This is a genomic window from Staphylococcus schleiferi (assembly GCF_025558325.1).
In the GTDB taxonomy this organism is placed as follows: Bacteria; Bacillota; Bacilli; order Staphylococcales; family Staphylococcaceae; genus Staphylococcus; species Staphylococcus schleiferi.
The window spans coordinates 1143741-1166271 of record NZ_CP094712.1 but is presented as its reverse complement, the minus strand read 5'-3'; the positions used below and the strand labels follow the sequence as shown (position 1 = coordinate 1166271).

Annotated in this window: 17 protein-coding genes; 3 read left to right on the top strand and 14 right to left on the bottom strand. The window is 35.9% G+C overall.

The annotated features are described in order from the left end of the window. Positions 1-14: 14 nt before the first annotated feature. The 12 genes from pnpS to MUA40_RS05380 all read right to left on the bottom strand — a co-directional run bounded on the left by pnpS (position 15) and on the right by MUA40_RS05380 (position 17685). Positions 15-1715 carry a two-component system histidine kinase PnpS gene (gene pnpS / locus MUA40_RS05435; protein ID WP_016425314.1) on the bottom strand — a complete coding sequence of 567 codons (1701 nt, stop codon included), beginning with the start codon at positions 1713-1715 and terminating at the stop codon, positions 15-17. Continuing rightward, positions 1716-2420, bottom strand: coding sequence for a response regulator transcription factor (locus MUA40_RS05430; RefSeq protein ID WP_016425315.1), 705 nt, complete (start codon positions 2418-2420; stop codon positions 1716-1718). Between the two features lie 350 nt (positions 2421-2770). After that, positions 2771-4033 (bottom strand): NADP-dependent isocitrate dehydrogenase, encoded by a 1263-nt coding sequence (icd, locus tag MUA40_RS05425; RefSeq protein WP_016425316.1) that lies wholly within the window; start codon positions 4031-4033, stop codon positions 2771-2773. Positions 4034-4077: 44 nt separating this feature from the next. Next, the gene (locus MUA40_RS05420; RefSeq protein WP_016425317.1) at positions 4078-5196 is read right to left on the bottom strand and encodes a citrate synthase; all 1119 of its coding nucleotides are present in this window, start codon (positions 5194-5196) and stop codon (positions 4078-4080) included. Positions 5197-5665: 469 nt separating this feature from the next. After that, positions 5666-7426 carry a pyruvate kinase gene (pyk, locus tag MUA40_RS05415; RefSeq protein ID WP_262570001.1) on the bottom strand — a complete coding sequence of 587 codons (1761 nt, stop codon included), beginning with the start codon at positions 7424-7426 and terminating at the stop codon, positions 5666-5668. A 19-nt stretch (positions 7427-7445) separates the two neighbouring features. Next, on the bottom strand, positions 7446-8414 hold the full coding sequence (pfkA, locus tag MUA40_RS05410) for a 6-phosphofructokinase (RefSeq protein WP_016425319.1): 969 nt from the start codon (positions 8412-8414) through the stop codon (positions 7446-7448). 595 nt (positions 8415-9009) lie between these two features. Next, entirely contained in the window at positions 9010-9954 is a 945-nt protein-coding gene (locus tag MUA40_RS05405; RefSeq protein ID WP_016425320.1) for an acetyl-CoA carboxylase carboxyltransferase subunit alpha, read from the bottom strand. After that, entirely contained in the window at positions 9954-10814 is an 861-nt protein-coding gene (gene accD / locus MUA40_RS05400) for an acetyl-CoA carboxylase, carboxyltransferase subunit beta (RefSeq protein WP_016425321.1), read from the bottom strand. Before accD ends, MUA40_RS05405 begins: the two co-directional genes overlap by 1 nt. A gap of 38 nt (positions 10815-10852) precedes the next feature. After that, positions 10853-12091 carry an NADP-dependent malic enzyme gene (gene ystJ, locus MUA40_RS05395; protein ID WP_016425322.1) on the bottom strand — a complete coding sequence of 413 codons (1239 nt, stop codon included), beginning with the start codon at positions 12089-12091 and terminating at the stop codon, positions 10853-10855. A 149-nt stretch (positions 12092-12240) separates the two neighbouring features. Then, a complete protein-coding gene (locus MUA40_RS05390) occupies positions 12241-15429 on the bottom strand; it encodes a DNA polymerase III subunit alpha (protein ID WP_167732792.1) in 3189 nt (1062 codons plus the stop codon). Between the two features lie 15 nt (positions 15430-15444). Next, positions 15445-16377 (bottom strand): DHH family phosphoesterase, encoded by a 933-nt coding sequence (locus MUA40_RS05385; RefSeq protein WP_016425324.1) that lies wholly within the window; start codon positions 16375-16377, stop codon positions 15445-15447. A 12-nt stretch (positions 16378-16389) separates the two neighbouring features. Then, positions 16390-17685, bottom strand: coding sequence for a DRTGG domain-containing protein (locus tag MUA40_RS05380; protein ID WP_016425325.1), 1296 nt, complete (start codon positions 17683-17685; stop codon positions 16390-16392). A gap of 320 nt (positions 17686-18005) precedes the next feature. Here MUA40_RS05380 and MUA40_RS05375 point away from each other — a divergent pair, with 320 nt between their 5' ends. Next, positions 18006-18419: a universal stress protein gene (locus MUA40_RS05375; protein ID WP_016425326.1), complete on the top strand. Its 414-nt coding sequence runs from the start codon at positions 18006-18008 to the stop codon at positions 18417-18419. Positions 18420-18559: 140 nt separating this feature from the next. Here the strand turns inward: MUA40_RS05375 and MUA40_RS05370 are convergent, their stop codons facing one another. After that, positions 18560-19249: a metal-dependent hydrolase gene (locus MUA40_RS05370; RefSeq protein WP_016425327.1), complete on the bottom strand. Its 690-nt coding sequence runs from the start codon at positions 19247-19249 to the stop codon at positions 18560-18562. A gap of 218 nt (positions 19250-19467) precedes the next feature. Between MUA40_RS05370 and MUA40_RS05365 the strand changes: the two genes are divergently transcribed. Together MUA40_RS05365 and MUA40_RS05360 are read left to right on the top strand one after the other, a co-directional pair. Continuing rightward, positions 19468-20523: a M24 family metallopeptidase gene (locus MUA40_RS05365; protein ID WP_126496232.1), complete on the top strand. Its 1056-nt coding sequence runs from the start codon at positions 19468-19470 to the stop codon at positions 20521-20523. Beyond that, positions 20520-21179 (top strand): copper homeostasis protein CutC, encoded by a 660-nt coding sequence (locus tag MUA40_RS05360; RefSeq protein ID WP_126496231.1) that lies wholly within the window; start codon positions 20520-20522, stop codon positions 21177-21179. The genes MUA40_RS05365 and MUA40_RS05360 overlap by 4 nt, the downstream gene beginning before the upstream one ends. Positions 21180-21292: 113 nt before the next feature. Here MUA40_RS05360 and ald read toward each other — a convergent pair whose 3' ends face one another. Beyond that, positions 21293-22417 (bottom strand): alanine dehydrogenase, encoded by a 1125-nt coding sequence (gene ald / locus MUA40_RS05355; protein WP_016425330.1) that lies wholly within the window; start codon positions 22415-22417, stop codon positions 21293-21295. Positions 22418-22531 lie beyond the last annotated feature (114 nt).

Genomic DNA, 22531 nt, shown 5'->3' with positions numbered 1-22531 from the left:
CTCTATTTTTAAGATTACTCAGGCAAAACAACTTTAAATTTCGAGCCTTTACCTAATTCTGACTCTACTTCAATACTTCCTTGATAGGATTCAACAATGTGTTTAGTAATCGACAGTCCTAAACCTGTGCCACCGGACTCTCGACTACGCGCTTTATCGACGCGATAAAATCTTTCAAAAATACGATATTTTTCTTCTTCACCAATTCCAATACCTTGATCAATGACTTCGATAACCGGATGCATGTCATCTTGATAGACTAATAATCTCACAGTACTGTCTTCTGGAGAATAATTGACGGCATTTGTCATTAAATTGACAATCACTTGTGAAATTTTACCTTCATCTGCCATCGCAAAAATATGTGGTTCAATTTCATCAACTAAGCGTATCGATTTTTCATTGGCAATATGTTCTATAACAGAAAAAGAAGACTTTGCGACTTCAGAAAGATCAATTCGATGTTTTTCTATCGTCGTATTTTGCTCAATTTTAGATAAATCAAGTAAATCTTCGACTAAAGATTGAATTCGATTTGACTCTTTCAAAATAATATTGAGAAACATATCCAAAGATGCTTCATCATTTTTCGCGCCTTCAATCAATGTCTCTGTAAAACCTTTCATAGACGTGATCGGTGTTTTGAGTTCATGGGATACATTGGCTACGAAGTCTCTTCTTAAATTTTCAAGTTTCTTGAGCTGCGTAATATCATGAAGTACAATAACCATCCCTTGTAAATGTTTTTTTGTTCGAGACAAAATAGGCACGCATGAAGTATCGAAAAATTTCTGATGAATATGATTGATTAAGATTTCAACTTGTTTATATACCGCTTTTTCAGTTCGAAAACCCTCTACAACGAGTTTTTTCAATGTTGGATGTAGATATTTCTCATAATCTTGGTTTTCAACATTATGTGACTCATTAAAAATTGTATAGTAGGTTTGATTGGCTACCACAATTTTCCCGCTTTTATCTATCATTAAAACTGCACTCGGGATATTTTCGAGCGTTGTAACTAAACGATTGCGTTGAATCTTTTGATCACTGTTCAGTTGTTCTAATCTTCGTGCTAAAACATTAATTGTTACATAAAGCTCTCTCATTTCTTTAACACTACTCTCAGGCACTCTCACTCGATAGTTACCGTCAGTGAGAAGTGAAGCAGCATACGAGACTTCATTAATCGGTTGGATATACGTCCGGTTGATATAACGTACTGTAAAAAAGAGGAGTGCAATGATCAACATACCAACCAAAATTAAATACTTCCAAAATTGTAATTGTAATTCGTAAACCATGTCAAAAGTGCCATTAATCAATAACGTCGTATCATCTTTACGATAACCAAACCAATATTTTTTTGTTTTAGCATCCAATTCATACGCATTATTGTCACTTTTTAATTGTTGTAAAACTTGTTTTTCTTTTTGTGAATCTATTTTATCGTGATTCGTCTTGAATTCCGTTCTTTGCCCTTTTTCAATAATCAGCATGTTCGTATCATAAATACGTGCCAGTTCTTGGATACGTTGGGGGTTGTTTTCTTTATTTAAAGTGATAATTTGCTTCGCTTCTTTTATTAAAGACTTTTTCTCATACTCTACTGACTTTGAATAAATGCTATTATGCACGATAAATCCTAATAAAAGAAAACTTACAACAGTGATTGTTGTAAGTATAATTAAAAGCTTGTGATAAAATTTTATCATTTATTTTGGTCGCTCCAATTTATACCCTAAACCACGTACCGTTTTAATCAACTGGGGCTGTTTCGGATTTTCTTCAAGCTTATCACGTAAATGACTAATATGGACATCGACAATTCTAGAATCACCCGCAAACTCATAATTCCAAACTGAATTCAGCATATGTTCACGTGTAATGACACGGCCTTGTCGTTCGACTAAATATAATAATAATTCAAATTCCTTAGGTGTTAACTCTAGTAATGTATCATTACGATAAACTTCAAAAAAGTCTGGACGAATTCTAATATTTCCAATGACAATATCTTCATCATCGTCTTCATTTTTTACGGAATCAACGACAGATGAACGACGCAAAATCGCTTTGACACGCGCAACAACTTCTCTTGGTGAAAATGGTTTGGTCATATAATCATCTGCACCTAATTCGAGACCAAGCACACGATCAAATTCGTCATCTTTAGCAGTTAACATTAAAATAGGAACTTGATTTTTATCTGATCGAATCGTTTTGCAGACTTCTATACCGTCTTTTTTAGGTAACATGACATCTAAAACAATTAAATCGGGCTTTTTTTCTTTTTCTTTTTGCAATGCTTCCTCACCATCTTGGGCAATCTCTACCACATACCCCGCTTGCTCAAGATTATATTTTAATAATGTTACGATTGATTGTTCATCATCAACGACAAGCACTCTTTGAGCCATACATCTACCTCCTTATGATATTAATTTCATTATAACTTAAAATGAACTTAAAAATAATATATAGTTAAGTAACTTTACAATAACTTAATATAACGTTAATAATTTCAATATAAAAGCACTTCGTTATACATGAATCAATTATATAGAGATTCTTATAGTTTACAATAAGCGTGAATAATGAAACTTACTTTCGCTATACAAATGCTTTAGTGAAATAGTGATGATGGCATTGAAGCGAGATAGAGTATTTCATTAAAGGGTGAATTCGAGTCACTAAAAAAGGAATCAAACGAGATTTTCAATATGACATTGAAGCTCGGTTTGATTCCCATTGTATATCATCTTAATGATTAAAGATTTTTAATTAATTCGTCTGCAAATTCAGATGTTTTAACTTCAGTTGCACCTTCCATTAAGCGTGCAAAATCATAAGTTACAACTTTAGAAGCAATTGTTTTTTCAACTGCTTGTGTAATTAAATCCGCAGCTTCTTGCCAACCTAAATGTTCTAACATTAATACACCTGATAATAATACAGAAGAAGGATTAACTTTATCTAAGTCTGCATATTTTGGCGCTGTTCCGTGCGTTGCTTCGAAAATAGCGTGACCAGATTCATAGTTGATGTTTGCGCCTGGCGCAATACCGATACCTCCAACTTGTGCAGCAAGCGCATCAGAAATATAGTCCCCATTTAAATTCATTGTTGCCACAACATCATGGTCAGCTGGACGTGTTAAAATTTGTTGTAAGAAAATGTCTGCAATAGAGTCTTTAATAATAATTTTACCGTCTTTTTCAGCTTGATCTTGAATACGATTAGCTTCATCTTTACCTTTTTCATCAACTAAGCGGTCATATTGTTGCCATGTGAAGACTTGATCACCAAATTCTTTTTCTGCCAAATCGTAACCCCATTGTTTAAAGGCACCTTCAGTAAATTTCATAATGTTCCCTTTATGCACAAGTGTTACAGATTTGCGTTGATTGTCCAAAGCGTATTGAATCGCAGCACGTACTAAACGTTCAGTTCCTTCTTTTGATACAGGCTTAATACCAATACCAGAAGTTTCAGGGAAGCGAATATTTTTTGCACCCATTTCATTTTGTAAGAAATCAATTACTTTTTTAACTTCATCTGTACCTTCTTTGAATTCGATACCTGCATAAATATCTTCAGTGTTTTCACGGAAGATGACCATGTCTGTATCTTGTGGACGTTTCACTGGTGATGGCACGCCTTGGAACCAACGTACTGGGCGTAGACATGTAAATAAATCTAATTCTTGACGTAATGCAACATTCAATGAACGGATACCACCGCCGATTGGTGTTGTTAAAGGTCCTTTAATCGCTATCAAGTATTCTTTGATTGTATCGAGCGTTTCAGAAGGTAACCATTCTCCTGTTTGATCATATGCTTTTTGACCTGCGAGCACTTCTTTCCATGAAATTGATTTTTCTCCAGAATATGCTTTTTCTACAGCTGCATCAATCACACGACTCGCTGCTTTCCAAATATCAGGTCCGATACCGTCACCAATAATAAATGGAATGATAGGTTGATTAGGAACTTGTAAACCATTATCCGTTTTTACGATCTTTTCACTCATTGTTATATACCTCCGATTTTTAAATCATCTTAAATGCAATAGATTTAGCGTTCTTGAATTGGAACATATTTACGATCAACTTCACCAACATAAGTTGCACGTGGACGCATAATTCTATTATCTCTAAGTTGTTCTAAAATATGTGCAGTCCACCCTGAAGTACGACTGACTGCAAAGATAGGTGTAAAGAGATCATGTTCTATCCCCATACTATGATAAACAGTCGCACTATAGAAGTCTACATTTGGGAGAAGGCCTTTTTCTTCTTTCATAATATCAGCAATTTTAACTGACATTTTGTAAAGATCACTTTGGCCTGTTTCGTCGGTAATTTTTCGACTCATTTCTTTTAAATATTTGGCACGTGGATCACCATTTTTATAAACACGATGACCAAATCCCATAATTTTATCTTTGTTTTTAAATGCTTTTTCTAAATAAGGTTCCACATTATCGATAGAGCCGATTTCTGTTAACATCTTCATTACACGTTCATTCGCTCCACCGTGTAAAGGTCCTTTAAGTGAACCAACTGCTGCAGTGATACCTGAATACATATCAGATAATGATGATACGGCACATCGCGCTGTGAAAGCAGACGCATTTAATTCGTGATCAGCGTGTAAAATTAACGCTTTATTGAAACCTTCAACTTCAACATCTGTTGGTTTTTCACCGCGTAACATGTATAAAAAGTTTGCCGCATAGCTTAACGATGCATCCGGTTTTACAGGTTGTTTCCCATCTCTTACTCGAGCAAATGATGCAACAAGTGACGCAATTTTTGCTTGAATTCGAATCGCTCTTTCTTGTAATGCTTCTTCCCCATTATCGTCCGCATTTTCATCAAAATGAGCGAGATAAGAAACTGATGTGCGCAATGCCGTCATTGGATGTACTTCATCTGTTGTATATTCTTCAAAATGACTGTACATTCTTGGATTTAAAGTCATATACTTAAATAACTTTTCTTTTAATTCAGATAATTCTTGTTCTGTAGGTAATCGATAATTCCACAATAAGAAAACAACCTCTTCAAATTGTGCGTTTTCTGTCAGGTCATCAATATCATAACCTGCATAAGTTAATTGACTGTCAATAATTGAGCTGATTTTTGTTTCAGCAGCGATTACCCCTTCAAGACCTCTCATTAATTCTGCCATATGAATTTCCCCTTTACTTTATATTCGTTCTTTGTAATGGCTTTCATATATTATTATAGCCAATATGAAGCAATTTGTGAACATTTTAAGAACGGTCGTATGTAAAAATAATCTTATTTCAAACTCAGAAATATATATTTCATATTTTTCGAAAACGCTGATATAAAGCGTTTTCTTTTGTCTTTTCATTCTTAATCATAGCACCATTGTATAATTATTTGCATTCTTTATCATTCATAATAAAAAGATTTGATGACTCGGATTTATTAAAATTTCGCGCCTTAAGTGTAATAACGCTTTTTATGTAACTATTTTATAAAAACAAAAGGACGAAACTACGGCCTAAATTTTACATTTAGACACCCTAGTTTCGCCCCCACACAAACACTCGAAATCATTAAAATCGGTTATCGATTTAAAAATCATCTCGCTGTGTTCCGTTCTTCCTTATTGCGAATTCTATTTAATTTTAAAGTACGTTAGCATAACCTTCGTAAACTTTACCTTGTGCAGCATCCACTGTTACTAAAATACCACTTGGAATGTTTTTAGTTACGTCTTCAACGCCTACGACAGTTGGAATACCTTTTTCTAAACCTAAAATCGCGCTTGAAGATGTTAAACCTGCTTCTTCTGTAACGAGTGCGACTGCTTGATCTAAATAAGGTACCATTTTTTCATCAACTGAAGGTGTTACGATAACAGCTTGCTCAAGATTTTCTCCCTCTAATTCTGATGCATCATTCACAACTACTGTTCTTCCTACAGCTGAGTTGCGTCCGATACCTTGCCCGTTTGCTAAATCTTCACCGATGAGGTGTAATTTCATTAAGTTTGTAGTTCCTGATTCACCTGTTGGCACACCAGCTGTGATGATAATTAAATCGCCTTTTTCAACACGTTCTGTTTCAATGGCTGTTGCAACCGCATTGTTTAATAATTCATCAGTTGTGTAGTTACCTTCATGTACAACAGGGTAAACACCCCAAACAAGTGTACATTGACGTGCTGTTGTCGCAAGTGGTGTCACTGCAATAATGTCTGATTTTGGTCTGTATTTAGAAATTGTACGTGCAGTTGTACCACTTTCAGTTGCAGCAACGATTGCATTGACTTTTAAGTTCAATGCTGTGTGTGCAGCAGAAACACCAATTGCATTTACAAGTGAAGTTTCTACAAGTTTAGTACGATCTGATAAGAGCTTTTTATAATCTTGTGCTTGTTCCGCAGCATATGCAATGTTATTCATCGCTTTAACTGCTTCTTCTGGATAAGCACCTGCAGCTGTTTCACCAGATAACATAACCGCATCTGTACCATCATAAATGGCATTGGCAACGTCAGAAGCTTCCGCTCTTGTCGCACGTGGATTACGTTGCATTGAATCCAACATTTGCGTTGCAGTGATAACAGGTTTACCTAATTTATTACATTTACGGATTAAGTCTTTTTGAACAATTGGTACAGTTTCTGGTGGAATTTCAACACCCATGTCACCTCTGGCAACCATTAAACCGTCAGAAACTTCAAGAATTTCATCTATGTTATCAATACCTTCTTGGTTTTCAATTTTAGGAATAATACTGATTGTATCGTTTTTCACTTCTTCTAAAATTCTACGGATTTCTAAAACGTCACTTGCACGTCTGACGAAACTTGCAGCAATAAAGTCAACTTCTTGGTCAATACCAAAGCGGATGTCTTCTTCATCTTTTTCAGTAATACCTGGCAAGTTCACACTCACGCCCGGTAGGTTCACACCTTTTTTGTTTTTAAGTTCACCTGTGTTAAGAACTTTACAGTGTACTTCACCCGCAGCATGATCTATTGATTCAACTTCTAATTCAATTAATCCGTCATCTAATAGAATAAATGAACCGATTTCAATATCATTGATTAATTCTTCATATGTGACAGAGAACTTTTCCGGTGTACCTTCTACTTCATGCATACTTACTGTAACATGTGAACCTTTTTCTAAAGTAATCGCACCATTTTTCATATTGTGCGTACGAATTTCAGGTCCTTTCGTATCAAGTAAAATACCAATATTTTTTTCTAACTTTTTCGCTACTTTACGAATTGAACGGATACGTGCTGCATGCTCATCATGAGAGCCATGAGAAAAGTTTAAACGTGCCACATTCATGCCGGCTTTCATTAACTTTTCTAACATATCTTCTGATTCTGATGCTGGTCCAATCGTACAAACGATTTTAGTTTTTTTCATTTGGAAATGCCTCCTAAAATTAAATAGATAATTCTTTAGTTAATTCTAACATGTGTTGATTAATTTGATGCTCAGTTGAATTGAAAATTGTATCAAAATCTGTCGCTGTAAGGCGGTTATCTTTAATACCAACGCCTTTCGCTGTTTCACCATCCATAAGAAGCTCAACAGCAAAGCCACCTAATCTAGAAGCGAGTACACGGTCAACACCGGTAGGGCTACCCCCACGTTGAATGTGTCCTAATACAGATACACGTGCGTCTACATTGATGAATTTTGTCAATTCACCAGCACATGCTTGGCCTGTCATACAACCTTCTGCAACAATGATAATGGAATGCTTTTTACCTCTATCGATCCCTTTTTGGATTTTTTCAGCAATGTCTTGAATATCAACTTTTGTTTCAGGTAAGATAATTGTTTCAGCCCCTACTGCTAATCCAGACCATAAAGCAAGGTCACCACAATTTCGTCCCATAACTTCTATGATAAATGTACGCGCATGACTTGAAGCGGTATCACGAATCTTATCGACAGACTCTATAATAGTATTTAGTGCTGTATCAAATCCAATTGTAAAGTCAGTACCATTAATGTCATTATCAATCGTACCTGGAATTCCAATCGTTTGGATTTCTTTACATTCTTCACTAATACGTTGCGCACCACGGTAACTACCATCACCGCCAATGACAACAAGCCCTTCAATGCCTCGTTTTTTAAGATTCTCAATTCCTTTTTGACGTACTTCTTTTTCTTTAAATTCTGGGCAACGTGCTGAATATAAGAAAGTTCCACCACGTTGAATTGTATCACCCACAGTACCAAGCTCTAGTTTGCGAATATCATCATTGATAAGGCCTTGATATCCTTGATAAACACCATACACTTCAATATCATGATAAATCGCTTTTCTTACTACAGCACGAATTGCTGCATTCATCCCTGGAGAATCTCCACCACTCGTTAAAACTGCAATTTTTTTCATGTAGACATACCCTTTCTTGCATAGTTGTTAAGTTAAAAATACCATAATTTGATGATGCATTCCATCAAAAATAGGTGCAAATAAAAATGAAAACGGTTTTTTAATATGAATTCATGAATCCGCCACAAATGGCGTTTTCATAACATTTTCATATAAAAATTAACCAAGTTATAATTCTATTTTATTTTATATCATGACTTAATTTTTGGTATTGTCAATTTAACGTTTAGTCGATGCAATTACTGTTGACTTTAAAATAAAAAGCATCTTTTAGAGAGCTGTCTAGGCTTATCAAAATGAAAATAAGTATTTCAGAATATCTCATTTGCCCCTATGACATCTCCTTTTGGCATGAATAACCGTACCGTCCAATAGTGTAACTTTTTTAAATGAAGGCTTCAAATAATAAATATAATTAAGCAAAACAAAAGTAGAACGGAATATTTACTTTAAAAAGCTAAAACCCGAGATTTTTTAAAACAATCATCTCGGGTTTTAGCTCAGATTTATCTTATTCAAAATTTCTACAATGGCACTATCATTATACAAATTTCATGTCATCTGCATATTTGAAGTTCAATTTAAACGATAGATTTTATTCTACAAAAGAACCAATATTTCGGAACTTCTCAAAACGATCCTCTTTAATCGCTTCAGATGTCATATTTTCAAATGCCTTTAAATGGCGCGTGAATTTTTCTTTAATGCTTTTACCTAAGGCTTCTGCATCATGATGCGCACCACCAAGAGGTTCTTTGACCACTTCATCGATTATATTAAGCTCTAATAAATCATAGGCTGTAATTTTCATTGTTTCCGCCGCAATTTTTGCTAAAGCACTATCTTTCCATAAAATGCCTGCTGCACCTTCAGGAGATATAACAGAGTATGTACTATTTTCTAACATTAATAATCGGTTACTCACACCTAAACCTAGTGCACCCCCACTTCCTCCTTCTCCAATAACAATAGAGATTACAGGAACAGTGAGCCCCGCCATATCGACGAGATTTCGTGCGATGGATTCACTTTGACCGCGTTCTTCGGCAGCTTTACCTGGATAAGCACCTTTCGTATCGATAAATGTAAAAATAGGGCGGTTGAACTTTTCCGCTTCTTTCATCAATCTCAAAGCCTTACGGTATCCTTCTGGATGAGCCATACCGAAGTTACGATAAATATTATCTTTCGTATCTTTCCCGCGTTGATGCCCAATTACTGTTACTGGACGGCCGTCTAAATATGCTAATCCACCGATAATCGCAGGATCATCTCTGAAGTTTCGATCGCCGTGTAGTTCTATAAAATCATCAAAGATAAATGGAATATAGTCCAAAACAGTAGGTCTTTCAGGTAATCTTGCTATTTGTACACGATCCCAAGGCTTCAAAGATGTATAAATTTTTTCTTTTTCTGTTTGTAATGCTGCTTCAAGAATCTCAATTTCATCAGACAAATCAACATCATTTTTTGCCTGAGTCTCCTGTAAAGATTCAATTTTATTCATAATATCTTGAATTGGCTTTTCAAAATCAAGCATTACTTTTTCACCTCACGATGCATATCAAATAATGTAGCAAGTGTTTTTTTCATTTCGCTACGGTGTACAACCTTATCCAATTGGCCATGCTCCAATAAAAATTCAGCGGTTTGAAAATCATCCGGTAATTTTTCGTTAATCGTTTGTTCAATCACACGTCGACCTGCAAAGCCAATCAGAGCTTTTGGCTCAGCAAGATTGATATCTCCAATAGAAGCGAAACTAGCAGAAACTCCACCAGTTGTTGGATGTGTCATATAAGAAATAAATAATAAGCCAGCATTTGAATGCTTTTCTAAAGATACACTCGTTTTAGCCATTTGCATCAACGAAATAATACCTTCTTGCATACGTGCACCACCAGAAGCCGTGAATAAAACAAACGGCAAACGTTCTTCAGTACAATGGTCAACGATACGACAAATTTTTTCCCCGACAACTGAACCCATACTCCCCATTCTGAATCTTGGGTCCATGACACCTACACCAAACTTATTCCCATTAAGTTCGGCAGTGCCTGTTACGATTGCTTCATTTAATCCTGTTTTTTCTTGGTCTTTTTCAAGTTTTTCTTCATAGCCAGGAAAGTTTAATGGATTTGCAGAGGTCATCCCCTTATCAAATTCTTCAAAAGTTCCTTCATCCGAAATGGCATCAATTCGATCATATGCAGAAAGTTGTATATGATGATCACAATTAAAACAAACATTTAAGTTTTCAGTTAGCTCTTTTGTATACATTATCTTTTTACAGTTAGGACATTTTGTCATGATGCCTTCTGGAACTTCATTCTGTTTTGAATCTTGAACCGTAACATATTTCTTCTTTTTAGAATTACGATTAAAAAAATCTTTGAACATCTCTATTACCTCCACATAACCATCGGCTATCAATCAGCTTATTTTGACTTATTTAAATCAGTAAGTGATAACGTTTTTTCGTATACCGCTTCTGGATCAACTTCGATTCTTGCGACACCTGATTCCATTGCAGCACGTGCAACTTCTCTTGCAACAGAAGGTGCTACACGATAATCAAATGGTCCTGGAATCACATAATCAGCATTTCTTTCTTCATCTGTTATTAAGTTCGCAATCGCTTCAACAGCGGCTTGTTTCATATCTTCATTGATATGTGTTGCGCGAACATCTAACGCACCACGGAATATACCCGGAAATGCGAGTACGTTATTGATTTGATTTGGAAAATCAGAACGGCCTGTACCGATAACTTTAGCCCCTGCATTTTTAGCTTTATCTGGTGTGATTTCTGGATTTGGATTCGCCATCGCAAAAATGATAGCATCTTCATTCATTGATTTCACCATGTCTTCTGAAAGCGCATCTGCAACTGATACACCAATGAAGACATCTGAGTCTTTAATCACGTCTTCTAATTTACCTTCTTGCTTGTCTTTATTTGTCCATTTCGCAACAGTTTCTTTAGTAGAATTCATACCATATGATCTACCTTCAAAAATGGCACCTTTAGAGTCACACATAATCATATTTCGAACACCATAAGAATATAATAATTTAACAATAGCAATACCTGCTGCGCCTGCACCATTTAAAATCACTTTAATGTCTGCTAAGTCTTTGTTAACAATTCTAAGCGCATTAATAAGTCCAGCAACAGTTACAATTGCTGTCCCATGTTGATCATCATGAAAAACAGGGATTTTTGTTTCTTTTTTCAAACGTTCTTCAATTTCAAAACAACGCGGTGCAGAAATATCTTCTAAATTGACGCCACCAAAATTAGGTTCTAAAAGTTTAACAGTACGAATAATTTCTTCTGTATCATTCGTTGATAGAGATAACGGAATTGCATCGACACCCGCAAAACTTTTAAATAATACGGCTTTACCTTCCATAACAGGAATACTTGCTTCAGCACCAATGTTTCCTAATCCTAGAACAGCTGTCCCATCTGAAATGACAGCTACAGTATTACTTTTCATCGTGTAATCATAGACACGGCTTGGTCGTTCATGAATATCTTTACAGGGTTCTGCTACCCCAGGTGAATAGGCCAAACTAAGTTCTTCTTTATTTGTTACTTTAACCTTTGGACAAACAGCTAGTTTACCTTGATTTTCTTTATGCATATGCAATGCATCGTCTCTTAAAGACATTCACCATCATCTCCAATTATAATATAAATTCATTTTTTATGAATAAGTCCTTATTTTATCGCCATTATAATATAGCACATTCTAAAAACATGTCAAAGTAACCTTCTGACAGCAAGTACATAGAAGATACCCTACAAAATTATATACCATTATAACAAACGAATATGTTGTGGTTCAATCGCTTTTAATAACTGCGTCAGTTGCTCAGAGTTCTTTTCAATATCACCTATAGGCTGAAATTGATTCGATGATTCGTTGTAGAAATAGACCGGCACTGTCGTTTTCGATTTTGCTGAAAACAGTTGATTTTGTAACCCTTCCGGTACTGTTTCCCTAATCACAATTCGATTTACAGCGTTCTTCTTTTCCTCTTCATATTGTTCAAGCGGCGTTATCTTTTGAATTATCATCTGCATCTTTTCATTTCTTTTTTCAAATTTACCCCAAACAATATAATAAGCATTTTCTTGAATAAGTTCCGCGAAACTTTGAAAGACTTTTGGAAAGATGACACCATCTACAGTGTGTTCCCCATCATTCAACTCAACGAAAGCCATTTGTTGCCCTTGTTTTGTTCGGATAACACGAATCGCATCCATTGTTACTAAAATAGGTTGATTGATTAATTTGCTATTCAATTGGTAAATGCCGAGATATTGCTTTTTCACAAATTGTTTCTCCACTGGATGCATCGAAACGTAAAAGCCGAGATATTGCTTTTCATAGTCACTTAACTGTTGTTCTGGCATTTCTTCTGTTTCAAGGTAATCTCTTTTAATTGTTGCAAACGTATCTACAAAACTTTGATCAATATCACTGTTAGAGTCGGTTACTTTGTCAATGGACTGTAAAAGTGTCGCTCTATTCTTGTCGAAACAATCTAAAGCCCCAGTTAAAATAAGTGCTTCAAGTAAGCGTCTCGTTCGTATTCGATTAGGGATACGATCACAAAAATCAAAAAAGTCTTTAAAAGGCCCGTGCTCGATGCGCTCTGACACAATAGCTTGTACACTTTGATATCCGATTCCTTTGATAGCACCTAATGAGATATAAACACCTTTTTGTGTGGCGACATAGCGCCATTGACTCCAGTTAATATGCGGGCCATGAATTTTAATCTGCTGTTGTTTAGCTTCTTGAATCATTAATTGTGTCTTTGCTTCGTTTCCAATGACATTACTCAATATGTTGGCATAAAAATAAGTTGGATAGTGCACTTTCAAATAAGTCATGATATAAGCAATTTTCGAATAGCTCACGGCATGGGCTCTAGGAAAACCGTAATCAGCAAATTTCAATATTAAATCAAAAATTTGACTGCTCAACGCATTAGCATAGCCCTTCTTCATTGCACCATCCATAAAATGCTGGCGTTCATTTTCCAATACTTCTCTATTCTTTTTGCTCATTGCACGTCTTAAAATATCAGCTTCACCATATGAAAAACCTGCAAATTGACTCGCAATTTGCATAATCTGTTCTTGATATATAATCACGCCGTAAGTCCTTTTTAGAATCGGTTCTAAATCTGGATGTAAATATTGAACTTGCGAAGGATCATGACGTCGTCGAATATATGTTGGAATTTCTTCCATCGGGCCAGGTCGATATAAAGAGGTCACAGCTACTATATCTTCAAAATGCTCAGGCTGTAGTTTTTGCAATACACGGCGAACCCCGTCAGACTCTAATTGGAAAATACCTGTCGTTTCGCCTTTTGAAAGAAGTCGAAATACTTCCTTGTCATCAAAAGGAATCTCCTCAATATTTAAATCGATTTTCATATCATGTTTAATTTGTTTAATGATTTGATGAATGATTGTGAGATTACGTAATCCTAAGAAATCAATTTTTAATAAACCGATTTTTTCAGCCTCAGTCATCGTCCACTGTGTTAAAAGTCCTGTGTCACCTTCAGTAAGCGGAATGGATTCGTATAATGGCTGGTCATTGACAATTACACCCGCTGCGTGCGTAGATGTGTTCCGAGGTAAACCTTCAAGTTTTTTACAAAATTCGAACCAACGTTCATTTCTATGATTTCGATGCACAAATGCTTTAAAATTCTCTTGTGCATAAGCTTCATCAAGGGTCACACCTAATTTACTAGGAATAAGTTTAGAAGCTTCACTCAACGTTGTTTCATCAAATCCCATCACTCGCCCCACATCTCTTGCCACTGCTTTAGCAAGTAAATGACCAAAAGTGACAATACCTGCCACACGATAATCACCATATTTGTTTTGTACATATTGGATGACTTTTTCTCTCTGTGTATCTTCAAAGTCGATATCAATATCTGGCATTGTGACACGCTCAGGGTTGAGAAAGCGCTCAAAAAGTAAGTCATACTTCAAGGGGTCAATGGTCGTAATATTGAGTAAATAACTGACCAAAGACCCTGCTGATGAACCCCGACCCGGTCCTACCATGACACCATTTGATTTGGCATAACGGATTAAGTCACTCACTATGAGAAAATAATCGGCATAACCCATTTTAGTGATGACTTGATATTCATATTTTAACCGTTCCATATAATCCGGTTTTGATAACCCCATATTTTGTAACGACTGTTCCAATACCCGCCATAAATAATGATCAGCAGAGCTACCATCAGGTGTTTGAAACTCTGGAAGCAGTGCTTGATGATATTCAAGTTTTGCCTCACATAAATCTGCCACCTCATCCGTAGCGTTCACATATTGTGCATTGATTTCAGCTTCACTTAGTTCGTTTATGGTAAACATATGACGTGAAGGTCCATCTTCGTTGTCTACAAAATTCACTTTTGTATTATCACGAATGGCATTTAAGACTTTTAATGTATCTTTATCTTCGGGTTTTAAATAAAAAGCACTTTCCAAATAAACACGAGGTATCGCACGGTCTACAACGGAATGATGATTCACATAATATGAACTTTCTATAGGTATTTCGTCTAACCAATGCAATGTTTGCTCAGTCATATTTTTAAAAATAACGACATTATGTTGTAGATACGCTTGAATATCGTAAATCGATACTTGTTCCCGTTGGTTGACTTGAATATCTGTTGACAATTGAAAAAGATTTTTCAAACCTTCGTTATTTTTAGCGATGAGAACCACTTCTAAAACGTTCAGTTGATCTGTGATATATACCGTCATCCCAAGCAACGGTTTAATGCCTTTTTTAGTACACTCGTCATAAAACTGAGGCACACCATACATGACATTTAAATCTGTAATCGCAATAGCTGAGTAGCCTAATTCAATCGCACGCGCAATTGCCCCTTTAATTGTTATACTTGAATTTAAAAGTTCATATGAAGTATGAATATTTAAATGGGCAACCATCGTAGACACCTTCTTTTACAATTTATTTTTTAATTTCGTGGCAAGCGTTTCAAATTCATCCCAAGAATGTACAGAAGCACCTGCTGCGTTGGGGTGCCCCCCGCCACCAAATTGTGCAGCGACATCGTTAATCGTTATTTGTTTAGAACGAATGCGACAGCGTATTTCTTTACCTTCATCAACAGCAAATACCCATATTTTTAATCCTTTTAAATCAGCAACCGCATTGACATAGAGTGATGCTTCATTCGGTTGAATTTGGTATTTTTCTAATACATCTGCCGTGATTTTAACTTTACAAAAACCTTTTTCATCTAATTCAAAATTTTGGAGCACGTACCCATGAAATGGCATTAAACGGGGTTCTTTTTCACCCAATTGATTGAGTAATTGATCATGCCCGATATCATATTTTAAAAGTTCACTTGCGATTTCCATCGTTTTAGGAGACGTATTACTGAAGAAGAAACGTCCCGTGTCTCCAACAATTCCAAGATATAACGATGATGCGATGGCTTTATTTAAAATTTCAAGATCTCCAGAATGTCGAATGATATCAAAGATGATTTCGCTCGTAGACGAAGCATCGACATCGACATAATTAATGTCACCATAATCATCTACCGGTGGATGATGATCGATTTTGATTAACGCTTGACCTTCGCTGTACCGTGCACCATCAATACGCGGTGCATTTGCAGTATCACATACAATGACAAGTGCATCTTGATATTGTTCACTTTCTACTTGGTCTAAATCGCTCATAAACGCAAGTGAAGGTTCTACTTGTCCCACTGCAAAAACCAATTTTTCAGGATATTTTGCTTTCAAATAATATTTTAATCCCATTTGTGATCCCATCGCATCTGGATCGGGTCTCACATGGCGATGAATAATAATCGTATCAAATGCCTGAATTTTATTTTGAATTTCTTCTATTAATTTCATAATATTCACTCCCTAATGGTCTAGTAGTTGACACATAATTAAAGCTTTAGCCACAGGTTGTTTTGCACTTTCCATTGAAACTTCAACTTTAGCAAAATTTCTTCCCATGTCTAAAATGGTATAGAGGACTTCAACTTCGCTTTCAATCTGTACCGTACGAATATAAAAAATGTTCAAACTTTCAATCATAACCTCTAATTTTTTATGTTTTCGCATAACTGACTTAATTGTTTCTTCAATAATTGCCACTGTGACAGATTTACTTAAAGTTCCGAATTGATTGGTTAATTGAGGTGTAACTTCTACTACAATTTGATTGTTTCTAATTTCGATATGTTTAGCAACCTGATCGTTTATTGTTTCACCCACTTGCGGTTGCCGTCCAACAATTTGCATTGCTTTCAAGACATCTTCCCTTGAAATGACACCTATTAATCGTTTTTGTGCATTAATAACGGGTAGCAATTCGATTCCTTCCCAAATCATTAAATGTGCACAACTTGCAACTGTAGTATTTAATTGTACACTAATCGCTGGTTTTTTCATGACTTTATGTAATTTTTCTTCAGGATTTTTACCAATAATATCCTTACTTGTAATAAGTCCGGCTAATTTTTCATAGCGATCCACTACTGGAAAACGTGAGTGTGAAGACTCATGAGACTTTTTCCCAACATCGGCAACAGTCATTTCATCATACAAATAAGATGTTTCTTCAATTGGAATCACAATATCCTCAACAACCATAATTTCTTTCTTTATCATTTGATTATACATTGCTCTATTAATTATATTGGCTACCATAAAAGTATCATAATTTGATGAAATAATAGGCAGATTTTGATCATTTGCCATCGTTTTAATTTCATCTGTTGTATCAAAACCACCTGTAATGAGTATTGCACTCCCCTTTTCAAGTGCCGCTTTTTGCACATCGAGACGATTTCCGACAATGAGCAATGTGTTTTTCGATACATAATTTACGACATTATCCACTTCCATTGCACCAATCGCAAATTTTGTTAAAGAGTTAAATTGACCGCCTCTGCCAGCAATCAAATGGCCATCCACAATTTTGGCAATTTCTCTAAACGTCAAATGATCTACTTTTGCTCTTGTTTTTTTCTCTATTCTCACTGTTCCAACACGGTCAATCGTTGCAACCAAGCCGCGTTGATTTGCATCTTTTATGGCACGATACGCCGTTCCTTCCGACACATCTAAGTCTTTTGCAATTTTGCGTACGGATATCTTTTGGCCCACTGATAACGATTCTATATGTTTAATAATTTGCTCATGCTTTGTCATGTGTCTCCCTCGATTTGATTAAATTTTATATGATTCTACATTTGTCACGACAATATGAAAAGTTTCAACCAGCATACACACCTCGTGACTATAAAAAAGAATTAGTCATTCATCTGTCGTCTGACATCCAAACGAAAGTGTGTTTATTTTTTTTACTTTTCGGCTTTATCTTTTAATTTTATTCATACATTTTGGATTACTTGTATATTATAACGTTTTTCAAATTGTATTGCGAAGTTATCGTCATGCATATTCATACTTATAAAAGATGGCATTTCATTTTAATTTTGTTTAGACTGGATATAAGGAGGATGATAGAGATGCATAAAAATATTTTACTGGCAGTTGACACAGATTTAAAAAACACAAAAGCATTGCAAGAAGTTGTGAAACTTTCAGGTAAGACGACAACTGTAACAATGCTCAATATCATCGCAGAACAGGACGCCCAAGCCTCAGTAAAAATGGGGACACATATTGATGAGCTCAAACATATTCGCCATACACAAATGGCCCCTACACGAGAAACATTAGAAGAACATGGTATTCAATATGAAGAAGTGATTGAGCGCGGCAATCCAAAAGAAAAAATCGTGACATATGCGAATAGTGGTCAATATGATATTGTTGTGCTCAGTAATCGCAAAGCAGAAGCAGCTCAAAAATTCGTCTTAGGCAGTGTGAGTCATAAAGTAGCAAAACGTGCTAAAATCCCAGTCCTTATCGTTAAATAATCGTTTGTAAATGCGTTTGTGGTAACCATACAAAAACGATAGACACCTCAACTGTTTTAATAACTACAAACAAAAAGACAAGGATATGAGCAATAGAAATCAAAAGTGATTCTATTCTCAAGTTCCTTGTCTTTATTTGATTAAAATTCGACAACTTCACCTGGTTTTAAGATTTGAACGCGACCTTCATAAACCGCTTCTTTAAATTTAACCGGGTCTTGTTCATTTAAAGGAAACGTATTGTAATGAATCGGTACTGTGAGTTTCGGTTTAATTAAATGATTGATTGCATAACTTGCGTCTTCAATTCCCATTGTGAAATTATCTCCAATAGGCACGAAACAAACATCAACAGGGTGTCGTTCTGCGATTAATTTCATATCACTGAATAAACCTGTATCTCCTGCGTGATATATCGTTTTTCCATCTAATTCTAATATCACACCCATTGGCATGCCTAAATAGATTGGAATACCTTCATCGTTCGTTAAACTTGAACTATGAAAAGCTTGTACAAATTTTACAACACCAAAATCAAATTCCCATTTTCCACCAATATTCATAGGATGTACATTTTCAATACCTTTGGCCGTAGATAAATAATTAGCTACTTCAGCACTACCGATCACAGTGGCATGATTGCGATTGGCAAGTTCAACTGTGTCACCAAAATGATCTTCATGTCCATGTGTGAGTATAATATAATCCACTTTTAAATCTTCAACATTTAAATCTGATAAGTCATTACCTGTAATAAAAGGATCTATAATACCTGACTTCCCATTCGCTTCAAAATAAACCGTTGATTGACCATGAAATGATAACTTCATGTTTGTATCCTCCTTTTAACCATCTTTGCCTCTTTATAGCTATACCTCAATATTAACAAGTTAATCCTTTGAAATCTAAATTTTATTGTTCTACTTCGGCTATTTTTTATTTTATCTTCTTTATGCTGCAATTCATAAACGAAAAAACGATACCCTCTATTTTGCATTCTTTGATGAGCTAGAATAAAATAGAAGAAAAGATATAAGGAGGCGCTTTTATGTCAAAGTTAGATCAACTCGTACAAGCATTAAAAGAAAATGAAGCGGATGCCGCATGGATTTCACATCCTATCAACATTTTCTATTTTACAGGATATAAATCAGATCCTCATGAACGCTTATTTGCATTGCTTGTTAGAAAAGAGGGTGAACCTATTTTGTTCTGTCCACAACTCGAAGTGGAAGAAGTTAAAAATTCACCTTTTGAAGGTCAAATTATTGGTTATTTAGATACTGAAAATCCATTTGATAAGCACCCAAATCATTATGACAAATTGTTGATAGAAGAAAGTCATTTAACAGTTCAAAGATATCATGCTTTGAAAGAGGCGTTTGGCACAAAAACATTTGCGCCAATTGATCAAACAATCAAGCAATTACGTAATGTTAAAACAGATGATGAAATTAAAGCGTTAGCAGAAGCTGCACACCTGGCTGACAAATGTATGGAAATTGGTAAAGCCTTTTTAAAAGAAGGTGTAACCGAACGTGAAGTTGTCAATCATATCGAAAACGAGATTAAACATTACGGGGTATCAGAAATGAGTTTTGATACTATGGTTCTTTTTGGTGACCATGCTGCTGCACCACATGGTACACCTGGTGACAGAAAACTAAAAAATGATGAATACGTGTTATTCGATTTGGGTGTCATTTACAACCATTATTGCAGTGATATTACCCGCACGATTCCATTTGGCAATCCAGACCAAAAAGCACAAGAAATCTATCAAATTGTATTACAAGCTGAGACAGAAGCAATCGAACTCATTCAACCGGGCGTTAAAATTAGCGACCTTGATCGCAAAGCACGGGGTATTATTGAAAACGCAGGGTTTGGAGAATACTTCCCGCATCGTCTTGGACATGGTTTAGGACTTGAAGCGCATGAGTATCAAGACATTTCTCATACAAACGATCATTTATTAGAAGCAGGTATGGTTTTAACAATTGAACCAGGAATTTATGTTCCTGGCGTTGCAGGCGTTAGAATTGAAGATGATATTCTCGTTACTGAAAATGGTCATGTCCGCTTATCGAATTATCCAAAATGATAAAGGAAGCTGTCGCATCGTCGTTACGTGAAGTAGAGGCGAAGTTAAAAGCAGGTGCACATCGAATTGAGCTTTGTGACAACATGACTCAATTGGGAACGACACCGAGTTACGGTATGGTGAAAATTGCAAGTGAAATGTGTCGACTTCATGGTGCAGAACTCGCAGTCATGATTCGACCACGAGGTGGTGACTTTTGTTACAACTGGTATGAATTTGAAGCGATGCAAGCAGATATTCAACTGTTGAAGTCACTTTCCGTCGATGCCTTTGTTTTCGGTTGTTTAACGCCCGATCAAACTTTAAATACATTTCAAATGAAAACACTCATATCACTTGCACATCCAATCCCTACTGTCTGTCATATGGCTTTTGATTATATATATCCAGCAGGACAAACAAAAGCATTACAAGAGCTAATAGACCTTGGTGTACAAAGATTACTGACTCACGGCGGACTACCTGATACTGATTTAATTGATAACTTACCACGCATCGCAAAATTTGTGACACAATCAAAAGGAAGAATAGAAATCATGCCTGGTGGCGGTATCAACTATCAAAACTTACCCCACCTTTTAGAGCTGTTTCCATTCCAAGAAGTACACGGTAGCGCGATTGTAAATGAAGATTATGAGACACCATTAGATCAGTAATCTGTTAAAGCAAATAAATTATTAAACAAAAACCTAAGTGGAAAGATTCATACAAATAAGGAAGCGGAACAGCATCGATTAAATCGCTGTTCCGCTTCTTACTTTATCAAATATTATACTGTCTCTTTTAATGCATCACTTACAGACGTATAACTGTAATTAAATGCATCAGCAACAGCTTTATTTGTAATTTGGCCAGCAAACACATTCAATCCATGTGAGAGTGGTTCATTCTCTATGAGTGCACGTTGATAACCTTTATTCGCAAGCTGCAACGCATACGGTAAGGTCGCGTTGTTTAAGCCAATTGTCGATGTACGTGGTACTGCACCTGGCATATTTGCGACAGCATAATGGACAACATCATGTTTAATATAAGTTGGATTATCATGCGTTGTGATACGATCTGTCGTTTCAAAAATACCACCTTGATCAATGGCAATGTCAACAACAACTGAGCCAGGTTTCATCTTTTTAATCATCGCTTCAGTAACTAACTTAGGTGCTTTTGCTCCTGGAATTAAGACAGCACCAATCACTAAGTCACTTTCGATAACATGTGCCTCGATATTTAATGGATTAGACATGATGGTTTGAACACGACCATCAAATAAATCTTCAAGCTCTTGTAAACGTTTTGGATTTACATCAAGGATGGTAACATCTGCGCCAAGACCTAACGCGATTCTTGCAGCATTAGTCCCTGCTTGGCCCCCACCAATAATTGTTACCTTACCTTTTTGTACACCGGGGATACCCCCTAATAAAATACCCATGCCACCGTTAAAACGTTGTAAAAATTGCGCCCCTATTTGAGTCGACATCCGTCCTGCAACCTCACTCATTGGTGTAAGAAGTGGTAATGTTCGATCAGCTAATTGCACTGTTTCATATGCAATGGCTACCACTTTTTTATCGATGAGTGCTTGAGTTAATTCTGGTTCATTCGCTAAATGAAGATAAGTAAACAGAATGAGACCTTCTTTAAAATAAGCATATTCCTCTGATAATGGTTCCTTTACTTTAATGACCATATCTACGTCCCAAACTTGTGATTGACTATCGCTGATTTCAGCCCCCGCTTGAACGTAGTCAATATCCTCGAAATAAGACCCCTCACCGGCACGTGTTTCTACAAGGACTTCATGTCCTGCCTCAACTAAAGCGTGCACACCGCTTGGTGATAAACCTACACGATTTTCATTATTTTTAATTTCTCTTGGAATTCCAATTCTCATACTCCTTGCACCTCCAAACTCATGATAACGCATACATTATGTAAGCGCAATCATTAAATTTTTGTAAAATCAACACATTTAAAATCCGATTCATTTGCAAAATTTTATGATATA

What these genes read in the sequence shown, in the direction of transcription:
- ald (WP_016425330.1), bottom strand. Translation starts at nt 22,417, where the DNA reads ATGAGAATTGGAATTCCAAGAGAAATTAAAAATAATGAAAATCGTGTA.
- pfkA (WP_016425319.1), bottom strand. Translation starts at nt 8,414, where the DNA reads ATGAAAAAAATTGCAGTTTTAACGAGTGGTGGAGATTCTCCAGGGATG.
- icd (WP_016425316.1), bottom strand. Translation starts at nt 4,033, where the DNA reads ATGAGTGAAAAGATCGTAAAAACGGATAATGGTTTACAAGTTCCTAAT.
- MUA40_RS05430 (WP_016425315.1), bottom strand. Translation starts at nt 2,420, where the DNA reads ATGGCTCAAAGAGTGCTTGTCGTTGATGATGAACAATCAATCGTAACA.
- MUA40_RS05370 (WP_016425327.1), bottom strand. Translation starts at nt 19,249, where the DNA reads ATGAAGTTATCATTTCATGGTCAATCAACGGTTTATTTTGAAGCGAAT.
- ystJ (WP_016425322.1), bottom strand. Translation starts at nt 12,091, where the DNA reads ATGTCTTTAAGAGACGATGCATTGCATATGCATAAAGAAAATCAAGGT.
- MUA40_RS05385 (WP_016425324.1), bottom strand. Translation starts at nt 16,377, where the DNA reads ATGAAATTAATAGAAGAAATTCAAAATAAAATTCAGGCATTTGATACG.
- MUA40_RS05380 (WP_016425325.1), bottom strand. Translation starts at nt 17,685, where the DNA reads ATGACAAAGCATGAGCAAATTATTAAACATATAGAATCGTTATCAGTG.
- MUA40_RS05390 (WP_167732792.1), bottom strand. Translation starts at nt 15,429, where the DNA reads ATGGTTGCCCATTTAAATATTCATACTTCATATGAACTTTTAAATTCA.
- pnpS (WP_016425314.1), bottom strand. Translation starts at nt 1,715, where the DNA reads ATGATAAAATTTTATCACAAGCTTTTAATTATACTTACAACAATCACT.
- pyk (WP_262570001.1), bottom strand. Translation starts at nt 7,426, where the DNA reads ATGAAAAAAACTAAAATCGTTTGTACGATTGGACCAGCATCAGAATCA.
- MUA40_RS05365 (WP_126496232.1), top strand. Translation starts at nt 19,468, where the DNA reads ATGTCAAAGTTAGATCAACTCGTACAAGCATTAAAAGAAAATGAAGCG.
- MUA40_RS05405 (WP_016425320.1), bottom strand. Translation starts at nt 9,954, where the DNA reads ATGCTTGATTTTGAAAAGCCAATTCAAGATATTATGAATAAAATTGAA.
- MUA40_RS05420 (WP_016425317.1), bottom strand. Translation starts at nt 5,196, where the DNA reads ATGGCAGAATTAATGAGAGGTCTTGAAGGGGTAATCGCTGCTGAAACA.
- MUA40_RS05375 (WP_016425326.1), top strand. Translation starts at nt 18,006, where the DNA reads ATGCATAAAAATATTTTACTGGCAGTTGACACAGATTTAAAAAACACA.
- MUA40_RS05360 (WP_126496231.1), top strand. Translation starts at nt 20,520, where the DNA reads ATGATAAAGGAAGCTGTCGCATCGTCGTTACGTGAAGTAGAGGCGAAG.
- accD (WP_016425321.1), bottom strand. Translation starts at nt 10,814, where the DNA reads ATGTTCAAAGATTTTTTTAATCGTAATTCTAAAAAGAAGAAATATGTT.